This window comes from Paraburkholderia dipogonis (genome assembly GCF_046027395.1).
Lineage (GTDB): Bacteria > Pseudomonadota > Gammaproteobacteria > Burkholderiales > Burkholderiaceae > Paraburkholderia > Paraburkholderia dipogonis_A.
In genome coordinates this window covers 100,675-120,985 of record NZ_JAQQEG010000011.1, presented here as the reverse complement: position 1 = coordinate 120,985, position 20,311 = coordinate 100,675, and the positions used below count along the sequence as shown (strand labels likewise).

Here is a 20,311-nt window from a genome sequence, read left to right as displayed (position 1 = left end):
GTCGATCAGTCCGGTTCCACTGGCGTTCCAAGGTATTGCTCGTCCGTCACGGGTTCCATCCAATCAACGTGTTTGCCGTTCAGGGACTCGGTGATCGCGATGTGCGCCATGGCGGTGGATGCAGTCGCGCCGTGCCAGTGGCGGCGCTGGCAAGGACACCAAATAGTATCGCCGGCGCGAATCTCTTTTTTCGGTCCGCCCTCGCACTGCGTCCATCCCAGCCCCTGTGTCACCACCAGCGTCTGTCCGAGCGGATGGGTATGCCAATTCGTACGCGCTCCAGGTTCGAAAGTGACAAGCGCACCAACCGTGCGCGCCGGCTCCTCCGCCCTGAAGGGACTATCGACCCGCACGACTCCCGTAAAACATTCCGCTGTGGCCGTCTGCGACGGCACGCTGCCGACACGGGTTATCCTCATGACCTATCTCCAAAGAACCTAGTTTCAAGAGTAATGCCTTGATGAAGCAAACGCCCCACTCGTGATCAACAACAACCGAAGCGAAGACCTTCCAGCGCAGTGAACCGTGTAGCGCTTAGCTTGAGCAATTAACGATTCACCGTCTTCATCATCTGCTCGTTGTATCGGGCGCCTTGAACAGGCTGTTTCGAAAGCAAGTCGCTAAGGACTTGCAAGTCGCCAGGCGCAAGCTCAACGGCAGCACCACCGATGTTTTCTTCGAGGCGATGCAACTTCGTTGTACCGGGGATGGGTACGATCCATGGCTTTTGGGCCAAAAGCCACGCGAGCGCGACCTGCGCAGGCGTCGCGTTCTTGGCTTGTGCAATTTCCCCGATTAGCGCGACCAACCTGGCATTTGCCGCGACGGCTTCGCCGGAGAAACGCGGCAACGTACTACGCACATCTCCTTCCTTGAACTTCGTCGAATCGTCGATCTTGCCGCCAAGCAGACCTTTGCCGAGCGGGCTAAAGCACACAAAGCCGATGCCCAGTGCTTCCAAAGTCGGCAGGATCTCTGCCTCAATATCACGCGTGAACATCGAGTATTCGCTTTGCAGCGCGGTAAGCGGTTGAACGGCATGCGCGCGGCGAATCATGTCAACACCGGCTTCCGACATGCCAAAGTGCTTCACCTTGCCTTCGGCAATGAGATCCTTGACCGTGCCTGCAACGTCTTCAATCGGGACGCTCGGATCGATACGGTGCTGATAAAACAGGTCAATCGCATCGGTTCTTAGGCGCGTCAAGGACTGCTCCGCTACCTGACGGATCCGCTCGGGGCGGCTATCCAGGCCGTCTTTATTATTGCCGTTCTTGAATCCGAACTTTGTGGCTATAACTACTTTGCCGGTGTACGGTGAGAGCGCCTCACCCAGCATTTCTTCGTTCTCGGCGCCGTAAGCCTCGGCCGTGTCGAAAAACGTTACGCCACGCTCAACCGCAGCTCGAATCAGGCTAATAGCCTCGGACTTATCCGTGGCAGGCCCATAGCCAAACGTCAGTCCCATGCAGCCCATGCCGATGGCGGAGACTTCGAGGTTTTTTCCAAGCGTGCGCGTTTTCATAACGGTCCTCTATACAAGTGATGGACCACTATAGCCCTCGCCCGGCCAGTTGATTAGATGGTATAAATGGCATACCGTTATAAGCAGAGCTAATACCGTGGCGCGCGACAATCTTCAGGACATTTCTGCTTTTCTCGCGGTGGCGCAAGAGCGAAGCTTCACCCGAGCCGCCGCGAAGCTTGGAATCTCTCAGTCGGCGCTTAGCCAGACCGTGCGGGCGTTGGAGGAGAGGCTTGGAATTCGGCTATTAACGCGCAACACGCGCGGGGTCGCGCCCACAGAAGCAGGCGAGCTGTTGTGTCAGACGGTTGGACCGCACTTCGAAGGCATCAATGCAGGGATTGCCGCACTAAGTGGATTGCGCGAGAAACCCGCTGGCACGGTGCGCATTACCGCCGATCAGCATGCGGCGGAGGACGTACTATGGCCCGCCCTCGACAAATTTCTTCCCGATTTTCCAGATATTAAGGTTGAGATAGTCGTTGACTACGGTTTGACTGACATCGTTGCCGAGCGATACGACGCCGGGGTCCGCATCGGACAGGTGATTGCCAAGGACATGATTGCAGTTCCGATCGGCCCGGATATGCGGATGATCGTGGTCGCGGCGCCCAGCTATCTGAAGCGGAACGTCGCTCCCGCCATCCCTCAGGATCTTACAAACCACAATTGCATCAATCTGCGCCTGCCGACCTATGGCGGTCTTTATGCTTGGGAATTTCAAAAAGAAGGGCGAGAACTAAACGTCCGGGTGGATGGGCAACTAATGTTTAACAACATCGAATTGATTACCAAGGCGGCCCTCGCCGGGCACGGGCTCGCCTATGTGTCCGAGGCGCGCGTTGCTGATCATCTGGCAAGTGGTCAGTTGGTCCCACTTCTGGAAGACTGGTGTCCCTGGTTTCCCGGATACCATCTCTACTATCCTAGCCGACGTCAACCCTTGCCGGCTTTTGCAGCCGTCGCTAACGCACTGCGATATCGCGGTGGTGCGACAAGACAGAGTCCCTGAAAGCCAACAACCTGCCATTGAGCGTGGGCGCACGATAGCCCGCTGTCTGATGCAGGGCGATTTGCCGAACGGCCATCCGGCAAAATCGGCGACCATCCGAAGGTGATCGGTATAGGCAACGCAAAAACAGCGCCATGATCGCAACGCGCCTTTTTTCCAACCTCCCGAGGATAGCCCACTGTCAAAAAGTCCGGTGCGGCGCGTGAGAAATTGCGAACGCATTGCGACCCGATATATCTTTCTTGCGAGCAAGTATCGGGAAAAGAAATGCGGGGCACAAGTGCCCCGCACAATCAATTCTTCACCGCCCTCAGTTATTCTCGGCCGTTACCCGCCAAGGTGTCGGCCGCGTCGCACCGGTCTCGACCCGCACTACATACTCGACTTCCTCCTCAATTACCGGCGTCGTCCCGGACAGGTTCGCCACAACCGCACCTTCGCACGTCGTCACGGCCCAAACCGACACAAACTTTTGAGGACGGGCAATAAGCACGATTTTCGGGAATACCCGGGAAAGAACCGCCCTCGCCCGTTCAACCGCCGCATCTGGGCCAAACAGTGCTGGAATGATGTCGAGCGGCTCGACGGCCAACTGGCGCTCCAGATTCCCGACGTCGAGCGAAGCTGCGCACACCTCGAGCCTTCCCAGTTCATCAGCCAGGCGCTTCTTTTCATCCCGTTGTTCGCGATACGCCTGCTCGAGGAAATCCTCTCCATCCGCCTCCAATCGCCGCATGCGCTGGGCCAGACTTTCAAGCTGCCTGTCAGCGCGTGCCACCGCGAGTTTCAGCTCAGTAATGCGAGCCTCTTGACCTCCGTCCAATCGTGCTTTCAGACGGTTGCGGAATTCCCCGATCCGCTCATCGTCAAACATGCATCGCAAGAGATGTGTCAGCGCATGTTCTAACGCCTTCACCGAAACATAATCCACCCGCTCCGGAGCATTTTCAACGGCAACTCGACGTCTCTGCGCACATGCTGCGCAGTACAGTTGAGGCGCAGAACCTCCCCCTGCGATACTCATTCTCCCCAGACAGACACCGCACGTCACGAGCCCAGCGAACAGCCGTCGCCCGCCTCCCCGGAACGGCTGAGACGATGAACTGTCATTGCAGGCGTACCAGACATGGTCATCCACGAGCCGCAACTCCGGACGGGCATACTCAATCTCGGTAACGTCCTGCTTTTCCTTTTTTGCCTTTGCCTTCGTAAAGCTGCTGCCTCCATATACGAAAACGCCGCGATAAATGGTGTTGGCAAGAATCTGCTTTACCGTCGCCGGCCGCCAGTACCCCGCGCCGCCATCTTTCGACGGACGGGGGCAGGCAACGCTTTCACGGTTCAGGTGTTCTGCGATGGCATTGAGCGAGCTACCCTTGTACCGCATGGCGAACATCTGCCTCACCCGGTCTGCCGCCGGCTCATTAATTTCCCAGACTGTTCCTCCTTCGTTTTCGCGCTCCCCGTGCCTGACTGCCCGATATCCGTATGCCGCTTTCGCAATCATGAATCCGCGTATCAATTGCCCTTGCATGCCCCGCTTGACTCGGTGGCTGGTCTCACGCACAAAATGGGCCGCGATCAGCCCCGAGATGCCAAACTGCAACTGCCACCCAGGTATCGAACTGTCGGTGCCGTCGCAACTGACGACACGCACCCGAGTCCGTTCGATACGCTGCTCGAGATGAGCAAACTCTAGCGTCGAGCGTGCGAGCCGTGATATCTCATCGACCACGATGGCCTCGAACTCCCCGGCCTCCCACGCACTGATAAATCGCGCGTAAGCAACGCGCTTCGCCAAGCCTTTCTGTTGTCCGGTCACCGCCGCATCGACAAAAACGTGCTCGTCGCTGACGGTAAATCCTAACTGCGCCGCTGTTTGTCGCGCCCTTCTAACCTGGTCGTCGATTGACGTCGACCGGCTTTCATCGTCCGAATATCTTGCATAGATTCCTGCTCGCCGCATACGTCTCCCTTTTGCTGGTAAGTTGCTGCGGCGAGTTCGACCAACAGGTCGAGTAGTTCTGAAACTGGTCCTGGTATTGCCATATAAGTGTCCTCGCTATGCCTCAGCAAAACGTATAGCGAACGCGTGAGCGGGACTGATCCGAACAGTTGCTATACGTATTGAGCGACCCGCTCACGGCCGGACCCGGCCGAAACGTTCGAGGACAACAAAAATGGAAATGACACACGCAGAAGGGCGTACCGGGCGCAGTGCACGCCGAAAAAAACTGACGCTCGACACCGAGCAGTTGCAAAGGCCTGGTTCAAGACTGCTTGCGGCGTTGTTCCAGCAAGCGAACTATCGGGACCATTCACTGGCTGCATTGGCAAATGAACTTGGATGTACACCAGGCTATCTCTCGCAGTTGAGAAACGACACACGATGCGCGAGCAACGTATCGCAGAAGTTTGTCGATGCCGCTGCCCGGTACCTCGGGGTCCTGCCCGTCATCGTCAAAATCCTGGCAGAGCAGGTCCGGGCAGAGGATTTCGTCATGCCGTCCAGTTCTCTCGACAGCCGGCTTGACCAGGTGATGCAGTTCATCCGGGATGATGGGGCTTTCGGCGCCTCAGTGCCGAGCGATATCCTCTCGGCCAGTCGTGAGATGAAAATCTTCGTTATTGAATGCTATCGCGAGGCAACAGGTCTTGACCTCACACCAGGCATTTCGCTTACCCGCCGGCTCCGCGACACGATGGAAGCCGCGCTAGTTTTCGACAACGAAGTCAAGCCACACCAACGAACCGCCCAGCAGCCCTCGGCAACGGGAATCGCTCCCACAGTACTGGAGGTTCAATGAACTCGGCCGTGCTCAGGGAGCATGGACTGCACCCGGGCTACATCATTCCTTCGGCTCACTGGTCGTCAATTGAGCGTATATGCGGGGAAGAACCGTCTGAAAGAAGCGCGCTCCTAGTCGAGGTTCCTGAGGAAATGCAGCGCGCATTCGAGGCCACCCACGCATTAGGACAGTCAAGACTGAGTACGCTGCGTTCCGGCGGTGGAATGTTTCTTCTGGCTGTCACCCTGCAGATTGAAACCTGCCAGACCAGAGTGGGGTTGAACCTGTCGGAACCGCACGTAAGGCAATACCTTCAGGAAGCGACCGCGAGTGGCGAATTGCTGGTGGGATTACATACGCGGGATGACAGCTGGGTACACTCGACCTTGCTCGCTATCGAACCCGACGCATGCAGCCGGCTACTGGAAACGTCTGCCGGAGCTGTCGCGTTCTCCACTGAGGATGCATGCAACGAGAAGGCGTCGGCCTGCTCCAGGTTATTGCAGGACACGAAGTTTTTCGTATTCGATGACAAGCCCGCAAGCTTCGTAAGCGTGGTTTTTGTCAAGGACACTTCGCAGTTTCTGAAGCCTGGCGATTTCGAGGCCACTCTGTGATTCACGGCGCGAGCGATGCTCGCGCCTTTTCTTTTTACAGAGCCTACAGATGGCCGATCCCGGAGAGGACTGACGGTTGCACCTCTCGCGTCCGTCGCGCGAGATCGTGGACCGTGCACATGGTCTTCGCGCAATTGCCCCACCCCGGGGCAGACAGTCAGCCGTCCTCCCTGATGGCCACTTAAGGCGCAGCCTTGGCCAACGAAAGGGCGGAACTTCAGAAAAACTTTTCCTCTGGGGAAGTCTCCGCCTGGTTAATGGTTAAAAGGTTATAGGTTACGTATAACTTTTCGCGTCCGAAGGCCCGTCAGGCGGGCTTCCGTTCGTCCTACCGGTGGGCTGATCACGCGATTCGGGTGGGACAATTACGCGATTCCGGTGGGGCAACTGCGCGGTTCGGGTGGGGTGATTGCGCGGCGACAACTGACCGTTCCGTCTTCAATCGAGAACGACTCCAGGAACTTCACGTCGACGAGCTGCTGCAGCGCAAGGGTGGCTTTGCGCCGGAACTCTTTGCGTGGCGTCACGTCGCCGCACAGGCTCTGCAATCTGTCGAGCGGGAATGCTATGGGTTCGCGGTGTGACGCATAAAATCCGAGTAGCCATGACGCGAGATACGAACGCCTGGTAAGCCGGTCCTCGTAGACGCGCAGTATGCGCGTGTAGTGCTGGTCCCTGAACAGCTCCGCAATCTCCCGGTCAAAGTACACCCGGATCTCTTTCGAGTCCGGTACGAACTCCCAGCGGGCAATCAGGGATACGGCCACCCCCGCGCGCGCAATGCGCGGGACGAACATCAACAGGCTTGTTGCTTTGAGCCGCGTGAGCGTCTCGATGAGTTTTTCATAAGCCGCGTTCGACGTGCCCCAGCCGATGTCCTCGCAGAATCGCCGTGGCCTGAATGTCGCAGCGCCTGGCGTCTCTCCTTCCCGGTGGAGGGCGTGCATGAACACCCGCCGGTCGTCCTGCCGTAGCTCTTCCCCCGAGTATTCGATATACCCGTTTCGCGAAGCCTGAACCGGTAGCCGGTGCCGCGAGAACGACCGGCGCGGCGACGCCGGATCGGCAACCCGAAACAGCGCGCAGCGCACCAGCTCGTTCGGAACGATGGACGCGTTCTCCGGATGGTATGGCACAAGTGGGTACGGTAGTTGCCAGAGCCGTGGTGCTGGCGCTGCCGGCTTTCCGCAGTCGCGGTCACGTTCAGCGACAAGCGCGTCGAGGAGAATATCGCTCATTGCCTCTCCCCGCCCGCGACTGCGTCATCGAGCGGCAGCATCGCTAGTTCGAGGCCGCGTTCATGTGCGCGGCCGAGGAATTCGAATCCCTCGAACCCCGAAAATCGCCTGGCCTTCGACGGGTCCAGCGTCCAGGGCGAGCCATCCGGCCCAGGCCCGGCCAGCAGGTAGCGCATTGGCTGCGTCGCATTGGCCTCGACGATTGCGTAAATTTTCCTGTGTCCTGCCTTGCGGCCGCCGCAGCGCGTCATTCGCGACCTCCGCTGAGTCTCGCGCACGCGTTCATACGAACCGGTGCGAAGCCTGCGCGTTCGAACGCCAGCTTCGACCTCGGACTGGTAATGGGTGCCCAAGCCGGGCGCTTGGCTATCTGCATCCGTGACTCCTGTTGTTGTGAATAACAGGTGCAGCGACCGCATTTAGCCGACCGTCGTGATGTGATGCGCGACGGGTTGCCGGAGGCGCAAAGTCCGGACGCCGCCTCATCGGGCTGGCGTCTGATCCGGTCATCTTTCCGCCGCAGATCGGGTAACGAAAAAATCCGCTGGCCGGATAAAACAGGGGCCTACACGAGACTCACCCACTCTGGAGTCCGTGAAAATGACCCACTCGCAATACACCGCCAACGCCCTTCAATCGTCGCCGTCCAACATCGACGACGATGCCGGAGCGTCCACCCGTTCACTCGAATGCGTTGAGCTCTTTGCCGGATGCGGCTCGATGGCCCTGGGCCTGCAACAGGCAGGCATCATTCACCCGGTGATGGTCGACATCGACACATACGCATGCCGGACGCTATCCGCAAACCGGACCGCGTTCGGCAAATCGGACCGTCTGTTAATTACGCAGGTCGATGTGCGTCAGGTCGACTGGCACGCGTACGCCGGCATCGACCTCATCGCGGGCGGCCCTCCCTCCCAGTCGTTTTCCGGTGGTGGCCTGGGCGCCGGCCAGCATGACGAGCGGGACCTGTGGCCGGAGGCTGTTCGCGCCGTGTCGGAGGCGCTGCCGCGAGCGTTTCTGTTCGAGAGCACACCGGGCCTGCTGCGCCCCGCGTTCGGCCATTACCTTAACGGCCTGGTCACACGCTTGGAGCGACCGTGTAGCGACGGAGAGGATGCGCGGTACGCCGTCACCGTCGTGCCGCTGAACGCGGCAGACTACGGCGTCTCCCAGAACCTCCGGCGCGTACTCATCGCCGGCGTACGGCAAGATTGCGGCAGCCTACTGGAATTTCCGGCCGCAACGCACAGTCACGAACGACTGGTGTGGGACAGGTGGGTTTCCGGCGAGTACTGGAAGCGGCATGGCTTACTGCGACCTGATGCCTCGCTGGTACCCAAAGAGGAGAGGTCTATCCTCAAGCGGCTCCTCACGGGAAAGACTTACCCTAGCGAAGCAGCCTGGCACACCTGCCGGGACGCCTTGGCTGGCAACGGGACGGCGGCACTGACCGACCACCTTGAGGATTCCGCAGGTCGCCGGACTGCGCGTCAGTATCCGGGTCATACGGGCAGCCAACTGGATTTGCCATCGAAGGCCCTCAAAGCTGGCGTCCACGGCGTTCCCGGCGGCGAGAACATGTTCGTTGATGACAATGGCGCTTGCTGGCAATTCACCGTGCGGGACGCTGCGCGACTACAAGGTCTTCCGGACAATTTCGTCGTGGAAGGTTCGTGGTCGCAGGGAATGCGCCAACTCGGTAACGCATTGCCTGTGCCCATCGCCAAGGTGGCGGGACGCTGGCTCACCGATTGCCTCAATCCCGCATCCTAAAAATAAAGACGGTCCGCGCAGGCGGACCATCTCAATCAACGTTACTGGACGCGCTGCGCGCCGCGTACCGGGAGCGCAGGCGGAATGTCCTGGAGCTAGTGGAGCGTCCCTTCGTCACGGAAACTCGTCTCAACGCATTCGAGCAGGTGTGTCGGCAGCATCACCGACACGCTCAAGTCCCTGACGAGTGGTTGCCCGAGCAGCGCAGGCACCGTGGCAATGGCGCACACTTTGCTGATAATGCCCGACACACCCAGGATGACCTCCTCGCGGTCAACGTCGGAAACGGACTGAACCAGCCTCTCGACCGGTGCAATCATCTCCCACGGGAGGTGTGCGGCAGAAACGGCCGCCGCCTCCTCTCCCGCGTCGCCCATCGCCACCTGCATGGGTGCCATGCGCAAAGAGGCGAGGAACTCAGGAACCGGTGGTTCGAACAGCGGAAGCAGAAACCGGTGCTGGAACATGCCAAGCTGCTGGGTGAACACCACGTAGTTGCCGGCCTTATCGCCCGTAAAAGCGGCCACGTTAAGGTCCCGCGCAGCTGACTCCTTGAGCATGGCGGCAAACATGGGCGCGGAAACGTCTCCGCACAAAAACCATCCTTCCAGCCCCGCACCCTTCCGCTGCCGCCCAGCCATAGCTTCCGTAACGTCCTCCGGCCGCATCACGCGCGCGGGTGTCAGCAGCGCATCACCACATCTTGTCGGTTTCTCAATCATTGTTCGTGTCCTATGTAGACGCGCCGGAATGGCGCATTACGTATAGGCACCGCAATGACAGAATACGATTCGCACGCGCGCGACCACCAAAGACAGACGACCCGCGCGCACATAAGCGCTAACCGAGGTCAGTGCATGGCGCGGATCGCACGCTCCGCATCGCCGTATGAAGCAGACACCTCCGTTTTGCGTGCATGGAAGAAAGTTATCCCCGACTCGCTCGAAGGGTATGCAATCTCGTACCCCAGCTGCTTCAGCGCGCGGTCAACCCTACGCGTGTGGAGCACGCATGAATTCCTGTGAGTCGCCGGCAGTGTGTATGGATGGTCGTAACCGTCGAGCATTCCCTGCTTGCAGACCTCAATCGCCTGCGTCACGAACATATCTGTCGCTGGCTGATTGCTAAGGCGCCGGAGCTGGTTGACGGGACCACCGAGTTTTTCCAGCAGTGGAATGACGAACGTGTGCGTGTCCTCACGACTCAGCGCCACCGGGACGGCGCCTTGGCGGTTCCAGGTGTCAATCGCCTGCCACACCTCGGGCTCCGTTGGGTCTGCCAGCCAGTTCAGCAACGCATCCTCAATACAGAGCGCAAACAGAAGCATCGGCATCTGCGGACCGCCAATGACGAACGCATCGAATGTCGCGCGACGGGCATTCGCATACTGGCTTGGGTCGAATTCGACCATCTGTTCAAGGACGGGCCCCTTGAGTCGCGGGCTGGTCCCGCTATATTCGCTCGCGGAGGCAATAAGACCCAATCGGATAGAAGAGTCCTGAGCCGGTTGATAAATATTTGCGCCGTTTTCCATATTAAAAATGTCCTTTTTGATTAACCCCACACCGGGGACAAAAAGAAGATTAATGCTGAATATCGTATAAATCAACGTATAAATTGAATATCTTGACTTCTATTTTATACGTTTAAATGTTTATCCAAATTTAAAAATAACATCAGCCCAGACAACCACGCATCGGCACTCCTCCCGGCGGGCCCGTGCCGCAATCACGAATACCTCACGGACAACTGACCTGAGCCTCATGGACGTATCGCATCTCCATTAATCCAAATCACGGCGACGACATCTTTAATCTAAATAATTAAATCTCAAGAAAATCCTCAAAACCGGATAAAACGCGTTTCTCCACTTGTTTCCTGCAACCACCAATGGAAACAAAATGGAGCAACAAAGTGGCACTCTCAATGTCATCGAACTTTTTGCGGGCGTAGGCGGATTCCGTCTCGGCCTCGAATCCGTTCCCGGGCAGCCTTTCCGCGTCACCCTCAGTAACCAGTTCGAACCGTCAAAGAAGATTCAGCACGCCAGTCTCGTCTACCACACACACTGGCCGGACGGCGTACATCTGAACCAGGACATTAACGAGGTACTGGCCTCACCAGCCGGTCAGCAGGCGATACGTGATGCCGCACCTGATGTGCTCGTCGGCGGGTTTCCTTGCCAGGACTATTCGGTTGCCAAACCGTTGTCACAGTCGAGGGGCATCGAAGGCAGGAAGGGGGTGTTGTGGTGGTCCATCGCCGAACTCCTGCGGCAACGCATCGCCGACGACGCTCCCGTCAAATATCTGATTCTCGAAAACGTCGACCGCCTGCTGTCGTCGCCAGCATCGGCGAAAGGCAGGGATTTCGCTATCGTGCTGGCCACGTTAAATAGATTGGGATACGCGGTTGAGTGGCGCGTGATCAACGCCGCCGACTATGGATTTCCTCAGAAACGCAAGCGGGTGTTCATCGTCGCGTATCACAACACGACAAGCCTTTACACATCCAACATCGTAAGTGAGTTCGTGGCCCCCGGTGGCTGGCTCTCATCTGGCGTGCTGGGTAACGCCCTTCCCGGCGTGCCTCGCGACCCGGCGCAGGCATCGCGGGAGTGTCTCAAGATACCAGCAGACCCGTTCGCAGCGCAGTCTACGTTCCAGCCGCTGCCGAACGGCAAATCACCATTCGCAAACGCGGGCTTCATGTTCGAGGGATACGTGTACAGCGCATCCGTGGATGCCGCAATATTCAGCGACTACACGCCGTTCATCGGAACCGCTCATGCCCTGACGCTGGGAGATGTTGTCAGTCTAACGACCGATGTGCCCAACAACTTTTATATCAGCAGCGATGCCGAAGAAGCCTGGCGAATGGCCAAGGGAGCAAAGTGCCTTCCCCGTCAGAAAGATGGATTCAAATACAACTACACGGAAGGGGCGATGGCATTTCCTGACCCGCTCGACAAACCGGCGCGCACCATCATCACGTCTGAGGGCGGGTCATCTGCTTCCCGCACCCGACATGCTGTCCGTGCAACGGATGGACGATTACGCCGACTGGTTCCCGAAGAACTTGAAGGGTTGAATGGGTTTCCGCGTGGGTTCACCCAACATCCCGAGGTCTCGGACTCAATGCGGGCGTTTCTGATGGGCAACGCGCTGGTCACCGGCCTCGTAACACGCATTGCGACCGCACTTCACGATGCTCACCTGTGGGAGATTGAGTCACATGCAGAGTGCATGGCTAGCGATGTCTCTCACACACAATGGACGAATGCGTCTGAGAATCCGGAATAAAGCATCCGGTGCTTGCGTCGATCCCGCGTGTCTTACCGCCGGAGTACATCACAAACCTGATCCAGGAGCGGTCACCCAACAACGGGCCTATCGGGCATATTCGTATCCTGTAGCGACAGTGCTGCAATCCATAGCACCGTCCCCCGGCGCTAGCGGGGCTCAGCCCGCCGCCATTTTCCGCAGATAGCCTCCTGCGCCACCCGGATAATGTCCGTTCTCCGCATCACACAAGGATAAATGTAGGGCAAAATAGTAATAAGAATAACGAGTTTAGAATGGGGCCGAAATGGCGGAAAGTAATGCAGCAGAGGACGTACGCCCTCGGGCGATCGGACTTCAGACGGTATGGCAGATGCTTGACGCCCGAGAACAAGCTGAACTCTGGAAGTTTGCGGGTATTCAAGCACGCGAGTTGAATCACCGCAGTTCTCTTTATAGAAGATTATGCGCTGGACTCAGGGAGGCTGACTCTGGAAGAAGCATCAGTCGGCCAACTGTCTTGATACCGGGCGCGGTTCGTGACCTGTCGACGACCGAGCTGAATCGCTTGATCTGCAAGCACAAGGACCGCCTCTTCGCATTCCCTCACGCTGAGCCGTTCCTGGCCGGCGCGCTGTGCCACTGGATACAGAATACAAGACGTGAGACGCTGAACGCCCTCTTGGATTCCGTGAATTGTCCGCGCGACGAAAAGGGCATGCGGAAGGGGGAAATACCAGACTTTACCCCAGAAGAAGCGAAGCGTCAGGTCTATCAACTCACCTCCGATTACCCGGCGGACGAACTGGCCTTGGTCTGCGGTGGCCTGATGCTGTCCGATTCTTCGTGGGACAAGTTGACGCTCGCGTTCGACACCCTCAAGCAATTAAGGCCAGACTCCAATTTCGCACCCTCCCCCCTGCCTGCGCAGAGTCAGCCGCATGAGACCAACGTTGCGCCGACACCCGGCGAGCCGGACTGCATATCAATCGATGCCGACACACTGCTCGCGATTAAGAACGGACTCGGAGACCTTGAGGTGCAATTGGCTGACGTGGTTGCCGATGTTGCGACAGGCAACGTTCCGAACCTGAAACCGGCTATCGACGTCTGGAAGCAAATTCACGGTTTGTACGCACATGCTGCTAATGAGTTGATGGTGTCGACTTCGAGCATTGCGGACCTCGAGGCTGCGCTCGATGCGCGCGACCAGAAAATTCGAGTGCTGTCCAACCTTGCACGGTGTCGTTCAATCGAGCACAAGACTGACCCGACGTTCGCCGGCCACGCAAAAGTACAGATACGGTGCGACGAGTTAGAACACGCGCTAAAGGCACACGTCGACACCGCGCCGGCTGAGCGAGCCGTGGGAGCGCTCATTCGGCTCATTGATGAGGGTGAAAAACTAGGCGATGAGGAGGCTGCTCAACTGCAGGGCGAGGCGGAGGTAATCTTTGGAAAAGCCGTAGCCGCCGCAGCCGTGCGAGGAAAACTGCTCTTTGGTACCGCTTCCGCCAATGTGAGGAACGAAATCGAGAGCGGTCCAACGCAGATTGCAAGCGCTTCCGTCGCACCGTCTGCCCCACAGCCGGTCCTGAAAAGCCTCGTCGTGCAGTCCGGCCCGCAAGCTGACGCTGAACAGATAGCGACGCCAGCGGTGGTCGACGTCGAGAAACAAGCTTCGATGCCTGTGGCCGACGACGAGGTGACCGAACAAAAATGCTTGAATGTCGACGGTACCCAGGCAGAGAAGGTGCTGCAAACCAAGCCGTCGATCTCTCCGAACGACGAAACCATTTCGCCGCCCGACGAAGGGCAAGCAGTCGAGGGAGGGGCTGATACTTTCCAACCGGCGCTCGCACCGGCTAGGCTAGCCAGCTCACAGACTCTATCTTCTGAATTCGAAGCATTCGAAGCGTTCTGCAAGTCTCATTGGGTTGACGCGAGAGGCACGGTCGTGCCGGCGCCATGGACCGCCCCTGGCTTTTGTTCAGAACTCACGAGACGCACCCTTGAGGCATGGCAGCTCGGGGAAGCGGGCATTGCCTACCTCTTCGCTCGGGCAACTTACGCCCTTGCGGCTCCAGTTCCCTTTGACCTAGACGCTCTTGCGAGTGCCGACGAGCTCTTGTCTGCACCGGACTCCCCTGGTGCTGGCCGGGACATCGCTCGGCCCGAGCGACTGCGCAAGGGGCTTGCCTCGCCGCAATCACCAGCGCAGCCGACGTTTGGCATTGAGCTAATGCTGGAGGCATTGCGGCCGACGCTTCCGTTCTCGTTCACCCACGCCGAAGTGGGGATACTGCTGGAACACGCATCGTATAACGATCCAGCGCTCAGCGATATAGTGCATTTTCTGCTTGGCGGGTGGGCGGCGCAGCTCAACCCGCTCGATTCTCTGCGTGCTCGTCTCCTCGATGGGCCGGAGGAAACGCTGGAAGATATCGAGGCTGCCCTTCGCTCGGCCCAAGCCGCCCTCAGAACGGAAGTAGCAACTTTATGGAGCGCGGCGGGCGGGAAACTCCAGCGGACCCACTGCCGAGCCGCGTGGACAAAATTCGTCGAAGGAGAGGTTGCGCCACTCAGAGACGATCTAGCTCCAACCAACCCGAAGGTTGCCGCGCAGTTGAAGTGGACCGCTGACAGGATCAGCGCGCGCGTTGAGGGCCTCGCCCGCTCGTTCAAGCGGATCATGGACGGAGCAAACGTCAGACACCAAGACAGGTCGGCGGCAGACAGTGCCGCTCAACAGATCGTCACAGCCATTAGTCACGTTGCCGATGCACTGGAAAAGCATACGGCTCAACAGTATCGCGCACGCGCCTCCTATGATGGCATTCCGCATGACGCGGGTTTGAGACTCCTTTCCGGCTCATCGTCGGACACGACCGACCGTTTGTGCGCCTCAATGTTTTCTGCTGCATTGACAGGGAAGCCTCAGGTCGATGGGATGCGGATTAAAGCGGGATATTTGATAAATCACGCGGACATCATCAGATATCTGAATCCGAATGCGTTGAAACAGCGCGGAATCGCTCGCGATGGTATTCGGGTTCTGAACTTCGAGGATCCGGTCCCGGTCAGCGTTCTATTATTGGACTGGCGAACGTCAGAGCCGACCCCGGTCGATGACGACAGCACGCTGTTGACCGCTTTGAGAAACATTGCTGCCGATGGCGAGCGGCGCGACATTTTGGCAGCCCTATCGAGCACTAATGTGCTGCAGTCGCATGAGCGAACGTTGTTGCATCGGTATGCATTGGAGCTTCAAGACCGCGCGTTCGAGGCAACAAAGCAAATGGAGCGAATCTGGGGCTCGAGCAACGAACTGATGTCTCCTGTTGAGTGGAGGCTCAAAATCGTCGTAAATGAAGCCAAATCACTGACCGCTGTCGGTGCTGCAGCAAGCGCCTCGATTACGAAGAGTCTCCTTCTGCTAACTTGGCTGGGGCAGATAATAGCCAAGGCCACACTACATCGTGATGTTTCAGCGAAGGCCCTTCTCGATGTCGCGCGCGGCAAATCGGAGGATCTCGTCGGGCGCATCGAGACCTATTTCGAGTCCGACGACTACCGCGCGGGCATCGCGCTCTTTCACACCGGCGAAGTGCCGAAGGCCGTATCAGATCGCTTGGCTGGTCGCCGGACGATCTGGCGCGACGATGCGGTCAAGACGTGGACCGAGCCTAGGACGAAGTTAGCCGATGATTTTCGGGGCGCCACCCCCGAGCTGAACCGGTTGACGGAAGCTTGGACGTCGAGGGTGCTTGAGCCGAACCAGCGAGACGGGATGCCACGGTTGTTTTACGCGGTAATTAGCGGCGAGGCGGGACGCTCGACAAACGAGAACCAGAAACGATTCCCTGTGAAGCTCGTCGATCTGCGAGAGCATAGGGAACGTAAGACAATCATCAGTTGTGAGACGATTCGAAGCTACTTCCAGAAATCGAGGCTAAATCCGACCTTTCTTCCTCAACTGGCCGACTTTAGCCAGATTGTCATAGCGCCGTCGCCGCATCACGCGAGCTATGGCGCAAGCGTCCTGGATGACTGGAGCAAGGCCGCCAGCAGTGAGGCGCCAGGGTCCTTAGTTGTATTCCTTGCGCCCGCGATCCCGCCAGCGCGCAGGGATGACCTCAGTGGGGGGTTGCGTAAACGCGGCATCGCGGCTGCGATCATTGATGACGTCGATCTGTGTAGGTTATGTGCCGCCTCCGCTGTGGCCGACGGGCACGATTTCATACCTTTCCTTGAAATATTGCTGGAGCAGCTAGACCTTGATCGAGCCTCGCCCTTTTCGAGCCTCGACGGTCAGCACGTTCGACTAGAAACATATACCGGACGGACGCAGGAAGCGCTGAAGGTCGCGCTCGGCTGGTCTTATTCGCGCGTGTTTTCCGGGCGTAAATTGGGAAAGAGCGCGCTACTCAAGTATGTGGCTAAGACGTTCGATGGCTATCAGCTTCCGTCTGGTAATGAGTTGAGCGTCTTCTTCATCACGATTGCAGGCGGAGAGTCCGAGCGGTGGATTGTCGACTGCATCCTTGATGAAATGACCCAACGCTTCGGCCTGCAAGAAGCGACCGGATTTAAGGAACAGTCGCCCGCAGAACGATTCTCAGCGTATATGAAACGGTTTTTAAACGAGAAGCCACGGCACAGTGTACTTCTGATACTTGATGAAGCCGACGCTTTCGTCGAGGGCCAACTCGCACGTTATGACACCGATCGTGAGGGCTCTCTTAGCTTCCGCATGATGAAGGAACTGCCAGCCCAGGTGGATGGGAATCAGTTACCTCGCATCCGGACGATCTTCTCAGGCTACAGAGTCACCAATACGAGAGGCGGTGTCTGGGCGAATGCGGGCGATGTGCTGGTCCTGCGTCCCTTGGCCGAGGAAGAAGCCGTGCACTTCCTCCAAGGAATGCTTGCGCGTATCGGTATTGCTCTAGGAAACCACGCACCGTTTGTAGCAATGCGTTGCGGATTCCAGCCCGCCGTCCTGATCCGATTCGGTGAGAACCTCGTGAAGCGCCTCAGACGCGCAACCCGTTCCGCGAACCGAGAGACCCTAACAGTTACTCACGACGAGGTGCTCGCAACGTTAGGTGAGCAGGGTGTACTCGATGAGATCAAGACAGTCGTCAATAACAATTTTCAGGGCAATCGGAGGGGCGCAGTCGTGTTCGGGGCAACGCTGCTTGCGCTGAAGGACCTGGAGCCTGGCCTCGCACTGACTGACGGTCCTGTCCAAGTGCTGGCTAAACTGCGCGAAATCGATGCAAATCTCGATTGGCTCGAGCGAATTGATGCGTCGCCGCTGGCGGAGATCGAGCGAAACCTACGAGACTTCATTGACCGCGAACTCCTGAATGTGTCGGATGCGCCGCGATTTGGCGTTCGGGAGTATAGACTCCGGTTTCCTCACTTCTTGCCGGTGCTGACGCAACAATCAGAGGTTGCACTGGAGGTAAGACAGCAGATACAAGCCATCCGCGCCGGAGCTTCCCAACGGCGCCTCGCTGAATGCGTGCTCTCTGAGAGCGCACTGGACATCGTTCGTTACTGGTATCACCAAGACAATATCGATGTCTGCAAATTGGTCGTCATCGGAGGTCACTGGACCGCCGCGTTGCTTGATAAAAAGTGTGGTGTCCCGGATCGCTTGGGTTGCGAACGTGAAGCTCTCGCGGAATCAGCGCGACCCGAGACGATACCGGCACTCGTGGCGGACGGAAAGCGAGTCTTTGGCGATGTGGCGACCCGTGACTGGCTTGCCTTTCTCCCTACTTGTGTGAGCCGTCCCTTGGTGTTGATCGGAGGCATGGATCTGCAGCGTACTGCAAGAAGATACGCCCTGGACGGGGGCGAGATACCCGTCGAGGTGGTCGCGCTTGGCCGCTTGACGGAAGCGACGTTGGCCTGGTGGTTCGAGGACGCCAGGGCACTTCATTTCAAGACGAGCGATGCAATCGCCAAGATCGCGAAAGCGACGTCGCTAGTTCCATTTCTCGCTGATTCGCTCAACCAGTTGCTGCCCCACGCCCCGGGCACGGATGTCACACAAGACGATCTGGACGCTGCACTGTCGCAACTCGAAGCGGCGCTACCAGCAGTTGCACGCAAGCTGAGTGATACGTCCTTGGCTGATGGTTTGACGCCTCGAGAGATCGAACTATTGAAGATGGCCGTACTCGTAGCGGAGGAGGTCGCCGAAGAATTCGACTTGGAGCGCGAACTCCCCGAGTATTGGGCGTTGGTGGAACATCGTCGTGATGATGAAGATGCGCCACTGAGCGAACCAGGCGACTGGGCGGCGTTGAAACTACTCATCGAGGCAGGACTTTTACCCCAGAAGACTGAAGCGGGCACAACATCGAATTCACGATCACTGGGGCGCGTCCGCTTCGACGCATCCGGGGCCCTAGTGCGATTGATCAAGGCGCTGGGGCCGCAACATGCAACTTGATGTCTCTCTAGCCGGTTTCTCGTCACCTTGGTCGTTTCGCGGTTCAAGGCAGTTCGGTGCGTGGGCAGAGGCAAAGCCATGGTTGCATGAGGGGGGCGTTTGCGTCATTCGCACTGAGAGCGCCGAAATTGGTAGCTTGCTGCTCCCATCTGTTGCGCGTTTCGTGCATGGCATTAACGGCGGCGAATGTCGGCTGGATGTCAGGAGGATCGAATGCGGGGGGGCGTTTGGCACCCCTGTCCAGGCGCTGCTTCATGACTTTGAGTTCGATCCGACAATTAGCCCTTTCGAGGCCCGCGACAGAATCAGGAGTCGTCTGCTCGATCGTTCGTTGCTGCTAGTCTTCACGGAATCTGCGCCGGTCGATCCGCGTGACTGGGAAACACTGGTCAACCTACTGGAGCATTACCGTAAGGCTTCTAGCCCGGTGCGCTTGTGTGTGCTTGTGATCGACGACCGTGGCGTCGTCAACACGGAGCCGGTCTGCGACTATCTGAGCGGTCGAGCCTCGCACCCTGTTCTTGCCGACACATCGTCGATCGGCACGGTGAACACTATCTGGCCCTCATATCTCCACCACCGGGCTGCCTGGGAGGCAGGTGGGAGTTTGGGATATGCGCTATCACTCACGGGAGAGATTGAGGACTCCGAGGCCGGTGACGATGAAGCGTTGGAGCAGGGCCTCCAAGGACACGCGGACGCGCGATTGGCAAGTCACTCTGGAAGAGCAGCTCTTTGCGAGTTGATGTGCGTCGGGGGTGAGGTTGACCAACTGGAGCCGACGAGGCAACAAGCATTGAGAGCAGAATTGTTTGCCAAGGGTCTACTTTGGCGACCACCTGCAATGAATAGTTTCCACGTCGTCCCGTGGGCGTCCAGAGCGCTGTTGGCCTTTCCGTCGCTCCCGAAAAAACAGGTATGGTCGCTTCGCCACCAGTTAGTATGTTCTCCCTTGGCGGCGGAGGTCCTGTCGCTCTGTCTGAAGTTCGAGAGCCAGATCAAGAGCCGACTCCATGGACGACAAGACCTAAACAAGGCGTCGACAAAAACGGTCGACGCACACCAGAGATTTAAGGACGGCAACGACGATTTTATCGTCTACCCGAATGCGTTTCCCATACGACCTGAGCGTGCAGAAGATCTTTGGGCATTCGCCTCGCTAGGCGAGAATCTGATGAGTTGTCCGACCAAAGCGGTTTCAGACGTCTACTGGAACGCATTGCGCCTTCGCAACTCGATTGCACATGGTCATTACGTAGGCTGGCGTCATGTGCAATGGGCGCACCGGATGCTTGAGTCTTTTGATACCCCCGGGTAGCGGGACGGCGGCACGCTTCATGGTGCGGCGCTGCCACGGCAATGTGGCGGGCACCGCATCTTGACCGTTCGAGTCGCAGGGCCACGCCGTTGAGAATAGGCAATTCGCCTCTTCTAGTGGCGACAACAGTGTCTCGACCAGAAACCCCTTCCAGCGACCAGATAGTCCAAGCCTGCCGGCATGCAACACGTGTTCGGACTCGGTTTCTTATTTGATCTGTCCAGCATTGGTAAGGTCTGCCGCTGCGGCCCGCGACATTAAGTTTTGCTTTTTTCATCCCACTCAG

General features: G+C 58.1%; 14 protein-coding genes. 7 read left to right on the top strand and 7 right to left on the bottom strand.

What is annotated here, in order from left to right:
* Positions 1–5: 5 nt before the first annotated feature.
* Both PQR32_RS13330 and PQR32_RS13325 read right to left on the bottom strand, forming a co-directional pair.
* The gene (locus PQR32_RS13330; RefSeq protein ID WP_408226998.1) at positions 6–419 is read right to left on the bottom strand and encodes a (R)-mandelonitrile lyase; all 414 of its coding nucleotides are present in this window, start codon (positions 417–419) and stop codon (positions 6–8) included.
* Positions 420–547: 128 nt separating this feature from the next.
* A complete protein-coding gene (locus tag PQR32_RS13325) occupies positions 548–1,525 on the bottom strand; it encodes an aldo/keto reductase (protein WP_408226995.1) in 978 nt (325 codons plus the stop codon).
* Between the two features lie 97 nt (positions 1,526–1,622).
* On the opposite strand from PQR32_RS13325, the gene PQR32_RS13320 reads away from it, so the two are divergent.
* Complete coding sequence (locus PQR32_RS13320) at positions 1,623–2,537, top strand: LysR family transcriptional regulator (protein ID WP_408226992.1); 915 nt, start codon at positions 1,623–1,625, stop codon at positions 2,535–2,537.
* 310 nt (positions 2,538–2,847) lie between these two features.
* On the opposite strand, the gene PQR32_RS13315 is transcribed toward PQR32_RS13320, so the two are convergent.
* A complete protein-coding gene (locus PQR32_RS13315) occupies positions 2,848–4,503 on the bottom strand; it encodes a recombinase family protein (protein WP_408226989.1) in 1,656 nt (551 codons plus the stop codon).
* 214 nt (positions 4,504–4,717) lie between these two features.
* Between PQR32_RS13315 and PQR32_RS13310 the strand changes: the two genes are divergently transcribed.
* Positions 4,718–5,344, top strand: coding sequence for a helix-turn-helix domain-containing protein (locus PQR32_RS13310; protein WP_408226986.1), 627 nt, complete (start codon positions 4,718–4,720; stop codon positions 5,342–5,344).
* The gene (locus PQR32_RS13305; protein WP_408226983.1) at positions 5,341–5,943 is read left to right on the top strand and encodes a hypothetical protein; all 603 of its coding nucleotides are present in this window, start codon (positions 5,341–5,343) and stop codon (positions 5,941–5,943) included. Before PQR32_RS13310 ends, PQR32_RS13305 begins: the two co-directional genes overlap by 4 nt.
* Before the next feature lie 365 nt (positions 5,944–6,308).
* On the opposite strand, the gene trfA is transcribed toward PQR32_RS13305, so the two are convergent.
* Complete coding sequence (gene trfA, locus PQR32_RS13300) at positions 6,309–7,181, bottom strand: plasmid replication initiator TrfA (RefSeq protein WP_408226980.1); 873 nt, start codon at positions 7,179–7,181, stop codon at positions 6,309–6,311.
* Positions 7,178–7,432 carry a hypothetical protein gene (locus PQR32_RS13295; RefSeq protein WP_408226977.1) on the bottom strand — a complete coding sequence of 85 codons (255 nt, stop codon included), beginning with the start codon at positions 7,430–7,432 and terminating at the stop codon, positions 7,178–7,180. The genes trfA and PQR32_RS13295 overlap by 4 nt, the downstream gene beginning before the upstream one ends.
* Before the next feature lie 349 nt (positions 7,433–7,781).
* Between PQR32_RS13295 and PQR32_RS13290 the strand changes: the two genes are divergently transcribed.
* Positions 7,782–8,957 (top strand): DNA cytosine methyltransferase, encoded by a 1,176-nt coding sequence (locus PQR32_RS13290; protein ID WP_408226974.1) that lies wholly within the window; start codon positions 7,782–7,784, stop codon positions 8,955–8,957.
* 95 nt (positions 8,958–9,052) lie between these two features.
* On the opposite strand, the gene PQR32_RS13285 is transcribed toward PQR32_RS13290, so the two are convergent.
* Together PQR32_RS13285 and PQR32_RS13280 are read right to left on the bottom strand one after the other, a co-directional pair.
* Positions 9,053–9,679, bottom strand: a complete 627-nt coding sequence (locus PQR32_RS13285) for a hypothetical protein (RefSeq protein ID WP_408226971.1) — start codon at positions 9,677–9,679, stop codon at positions 9,053–9,055.
* 128 nt (positions 9,680–9,807) lie between these two features.
* Complete coding sequence (locus PQR32_RS13280; protein ID WP_408226968.1) at positions 9,808–10,491, bottom strand: hypothetical protein; 684 nt, start codon at positions 10,489–10,491, stop codon at positions 9,808–9,810.
* A gap of 367 nt (positions 10,492–10,858) precedes the next feature.
* On the opposite strand from PQR32_RS13280, the gene dcm reads away from it, so the two are divergent.
* The 3 genes from dcm to PQR32_RS13265 all read left to right on the top strand — a co-directional run bounded on the left by dcm (position 10,859) and on the right by PQR32_RS13265 (position 20,025).
* Entirely contained in the window at positions 10,859–12,259 is a 1,401-nt protein-coding gene (dcm, locus tag PQR32_RS13275; protein ID WP_408226965.1) for a DNA (cytosine-5-)-methyltransferase, read from the top strand.
* Between the two features lie 547 nt (positions 12,260–12,806).
* Entirely contained in the window at positions 12,807–18,707 is a 5,901-nt protein-coding gene (locus PQR32_RS13270) for a hypothetical protein (RefSeq protein ID WP_408226962.1), read from the top strand.
* Positions 18,697–20,025, top strand: coding sequence for a hypothetical protein (locus tag PQR32_RS13265; RefSeq protein WP_408226959.1), 1,329 nt, complete (start codon positions 18,697–18,699; stop codon positions 20,023–20,025). Before PQR32_RS13270 ends, PQR32_RS13265 begins: the two co-directional genes overlap by 11 nt.
* The last annotated feature ends 286 nt before the right edge of the window (positions 20,026–20,311 follow it).

What these genes read in the sequence shown, in the direction of transcription:
- PQR32_RS13330 (WP_408226998.1), bottom strand. Translation starts at nt 419, where the DNA reads ATGAGGATAACCCGTGTCGGCAGCGTGCCGTCGCAGACGGCCACAGCG.
- PQR32_RS13325 (WP_408226995.1), bottom strand. Translation starts at nt 1,525, where the DNA reads ATGAAAACGCGCACGCTTGGAAAAAACCTCGAAGTCTCCGCCATCGGC.
- PQR32_RS13315 (WP_408226989.1), bottom strand. Translation starts at nt 4,503, where the DNA reads ATGCGGCGAGCAGGAATCTATGCAAGATATTCGGACGATGAAAGCCGG.
- PQR32_RS13310 (WP_408226986.1), top strand. Translation starts at nt 4,718, where the DNA reads ATGGAAATGACACACGCAGAAGGGCGTACCGGGCGCAGTGCACGCCGA.
- PQR32_RS13305 (WP_408226983.1), top strand. Translation starts at nt 5,341, where the DNA reads ATGAACTCGGCCGTGCTCAGGGAGCATGGACTGCACCCGGGCTACATC.
- trfA (WP_408226980.1), bottom strand. Translation starts at nt 7,181, where the DNA reads ATGAGCGATATTCTCCTCGACGCGCTTGTCGCTGAACGTGACCGCGAC.
- PQR32_RS13295 (WP_408226977.1), bottom strand. Translation starts at nt 7,432, where the DNA reads ATGACGCGCTGCGGCGGCCGCAAGGCAGGACACAGGAAAATTTACGCA.
- PQR32_RS13290 (WP_408226974.1), top strand. Translation starts at nt 7,782, where the DNA reads ATGACCCACTCGCAATACACCGCCAACGCCCTTCAATCGTCGCCGTCC.
- PQR32_RS13285 (WP_408226971.1), bottom strand. Translation starts at nt 9,679, where the DNA reads ATGATTGAGAAACCGACAAGATGTGGTGATGCGCTGCTGACACCCGCG.
- PQR32_RS13280 (WP_408226968.1), bottom strand. Translation starts at nt 10,491, where the DNA reads ATGGAAAACGGCGCAAATATTTATCAACCGGCTCAGGACTCTTCTATC.
- dcm (WP_408226965.1), top strand. Translation starts at nt 10,859, where the DNA reads ATGGAGCAACAAAGTGGCACTCTCAATGTCATCGAACTTTTTGCGGGC.
- PQR32_RS13265 (WP_408226959.1), top strand. Translation starts at nt 18,697, where the DNA reads ATGCAACTTGATGTCTCTCTAGCCGGTTTCTCGTCACCTTGGTCGTTT.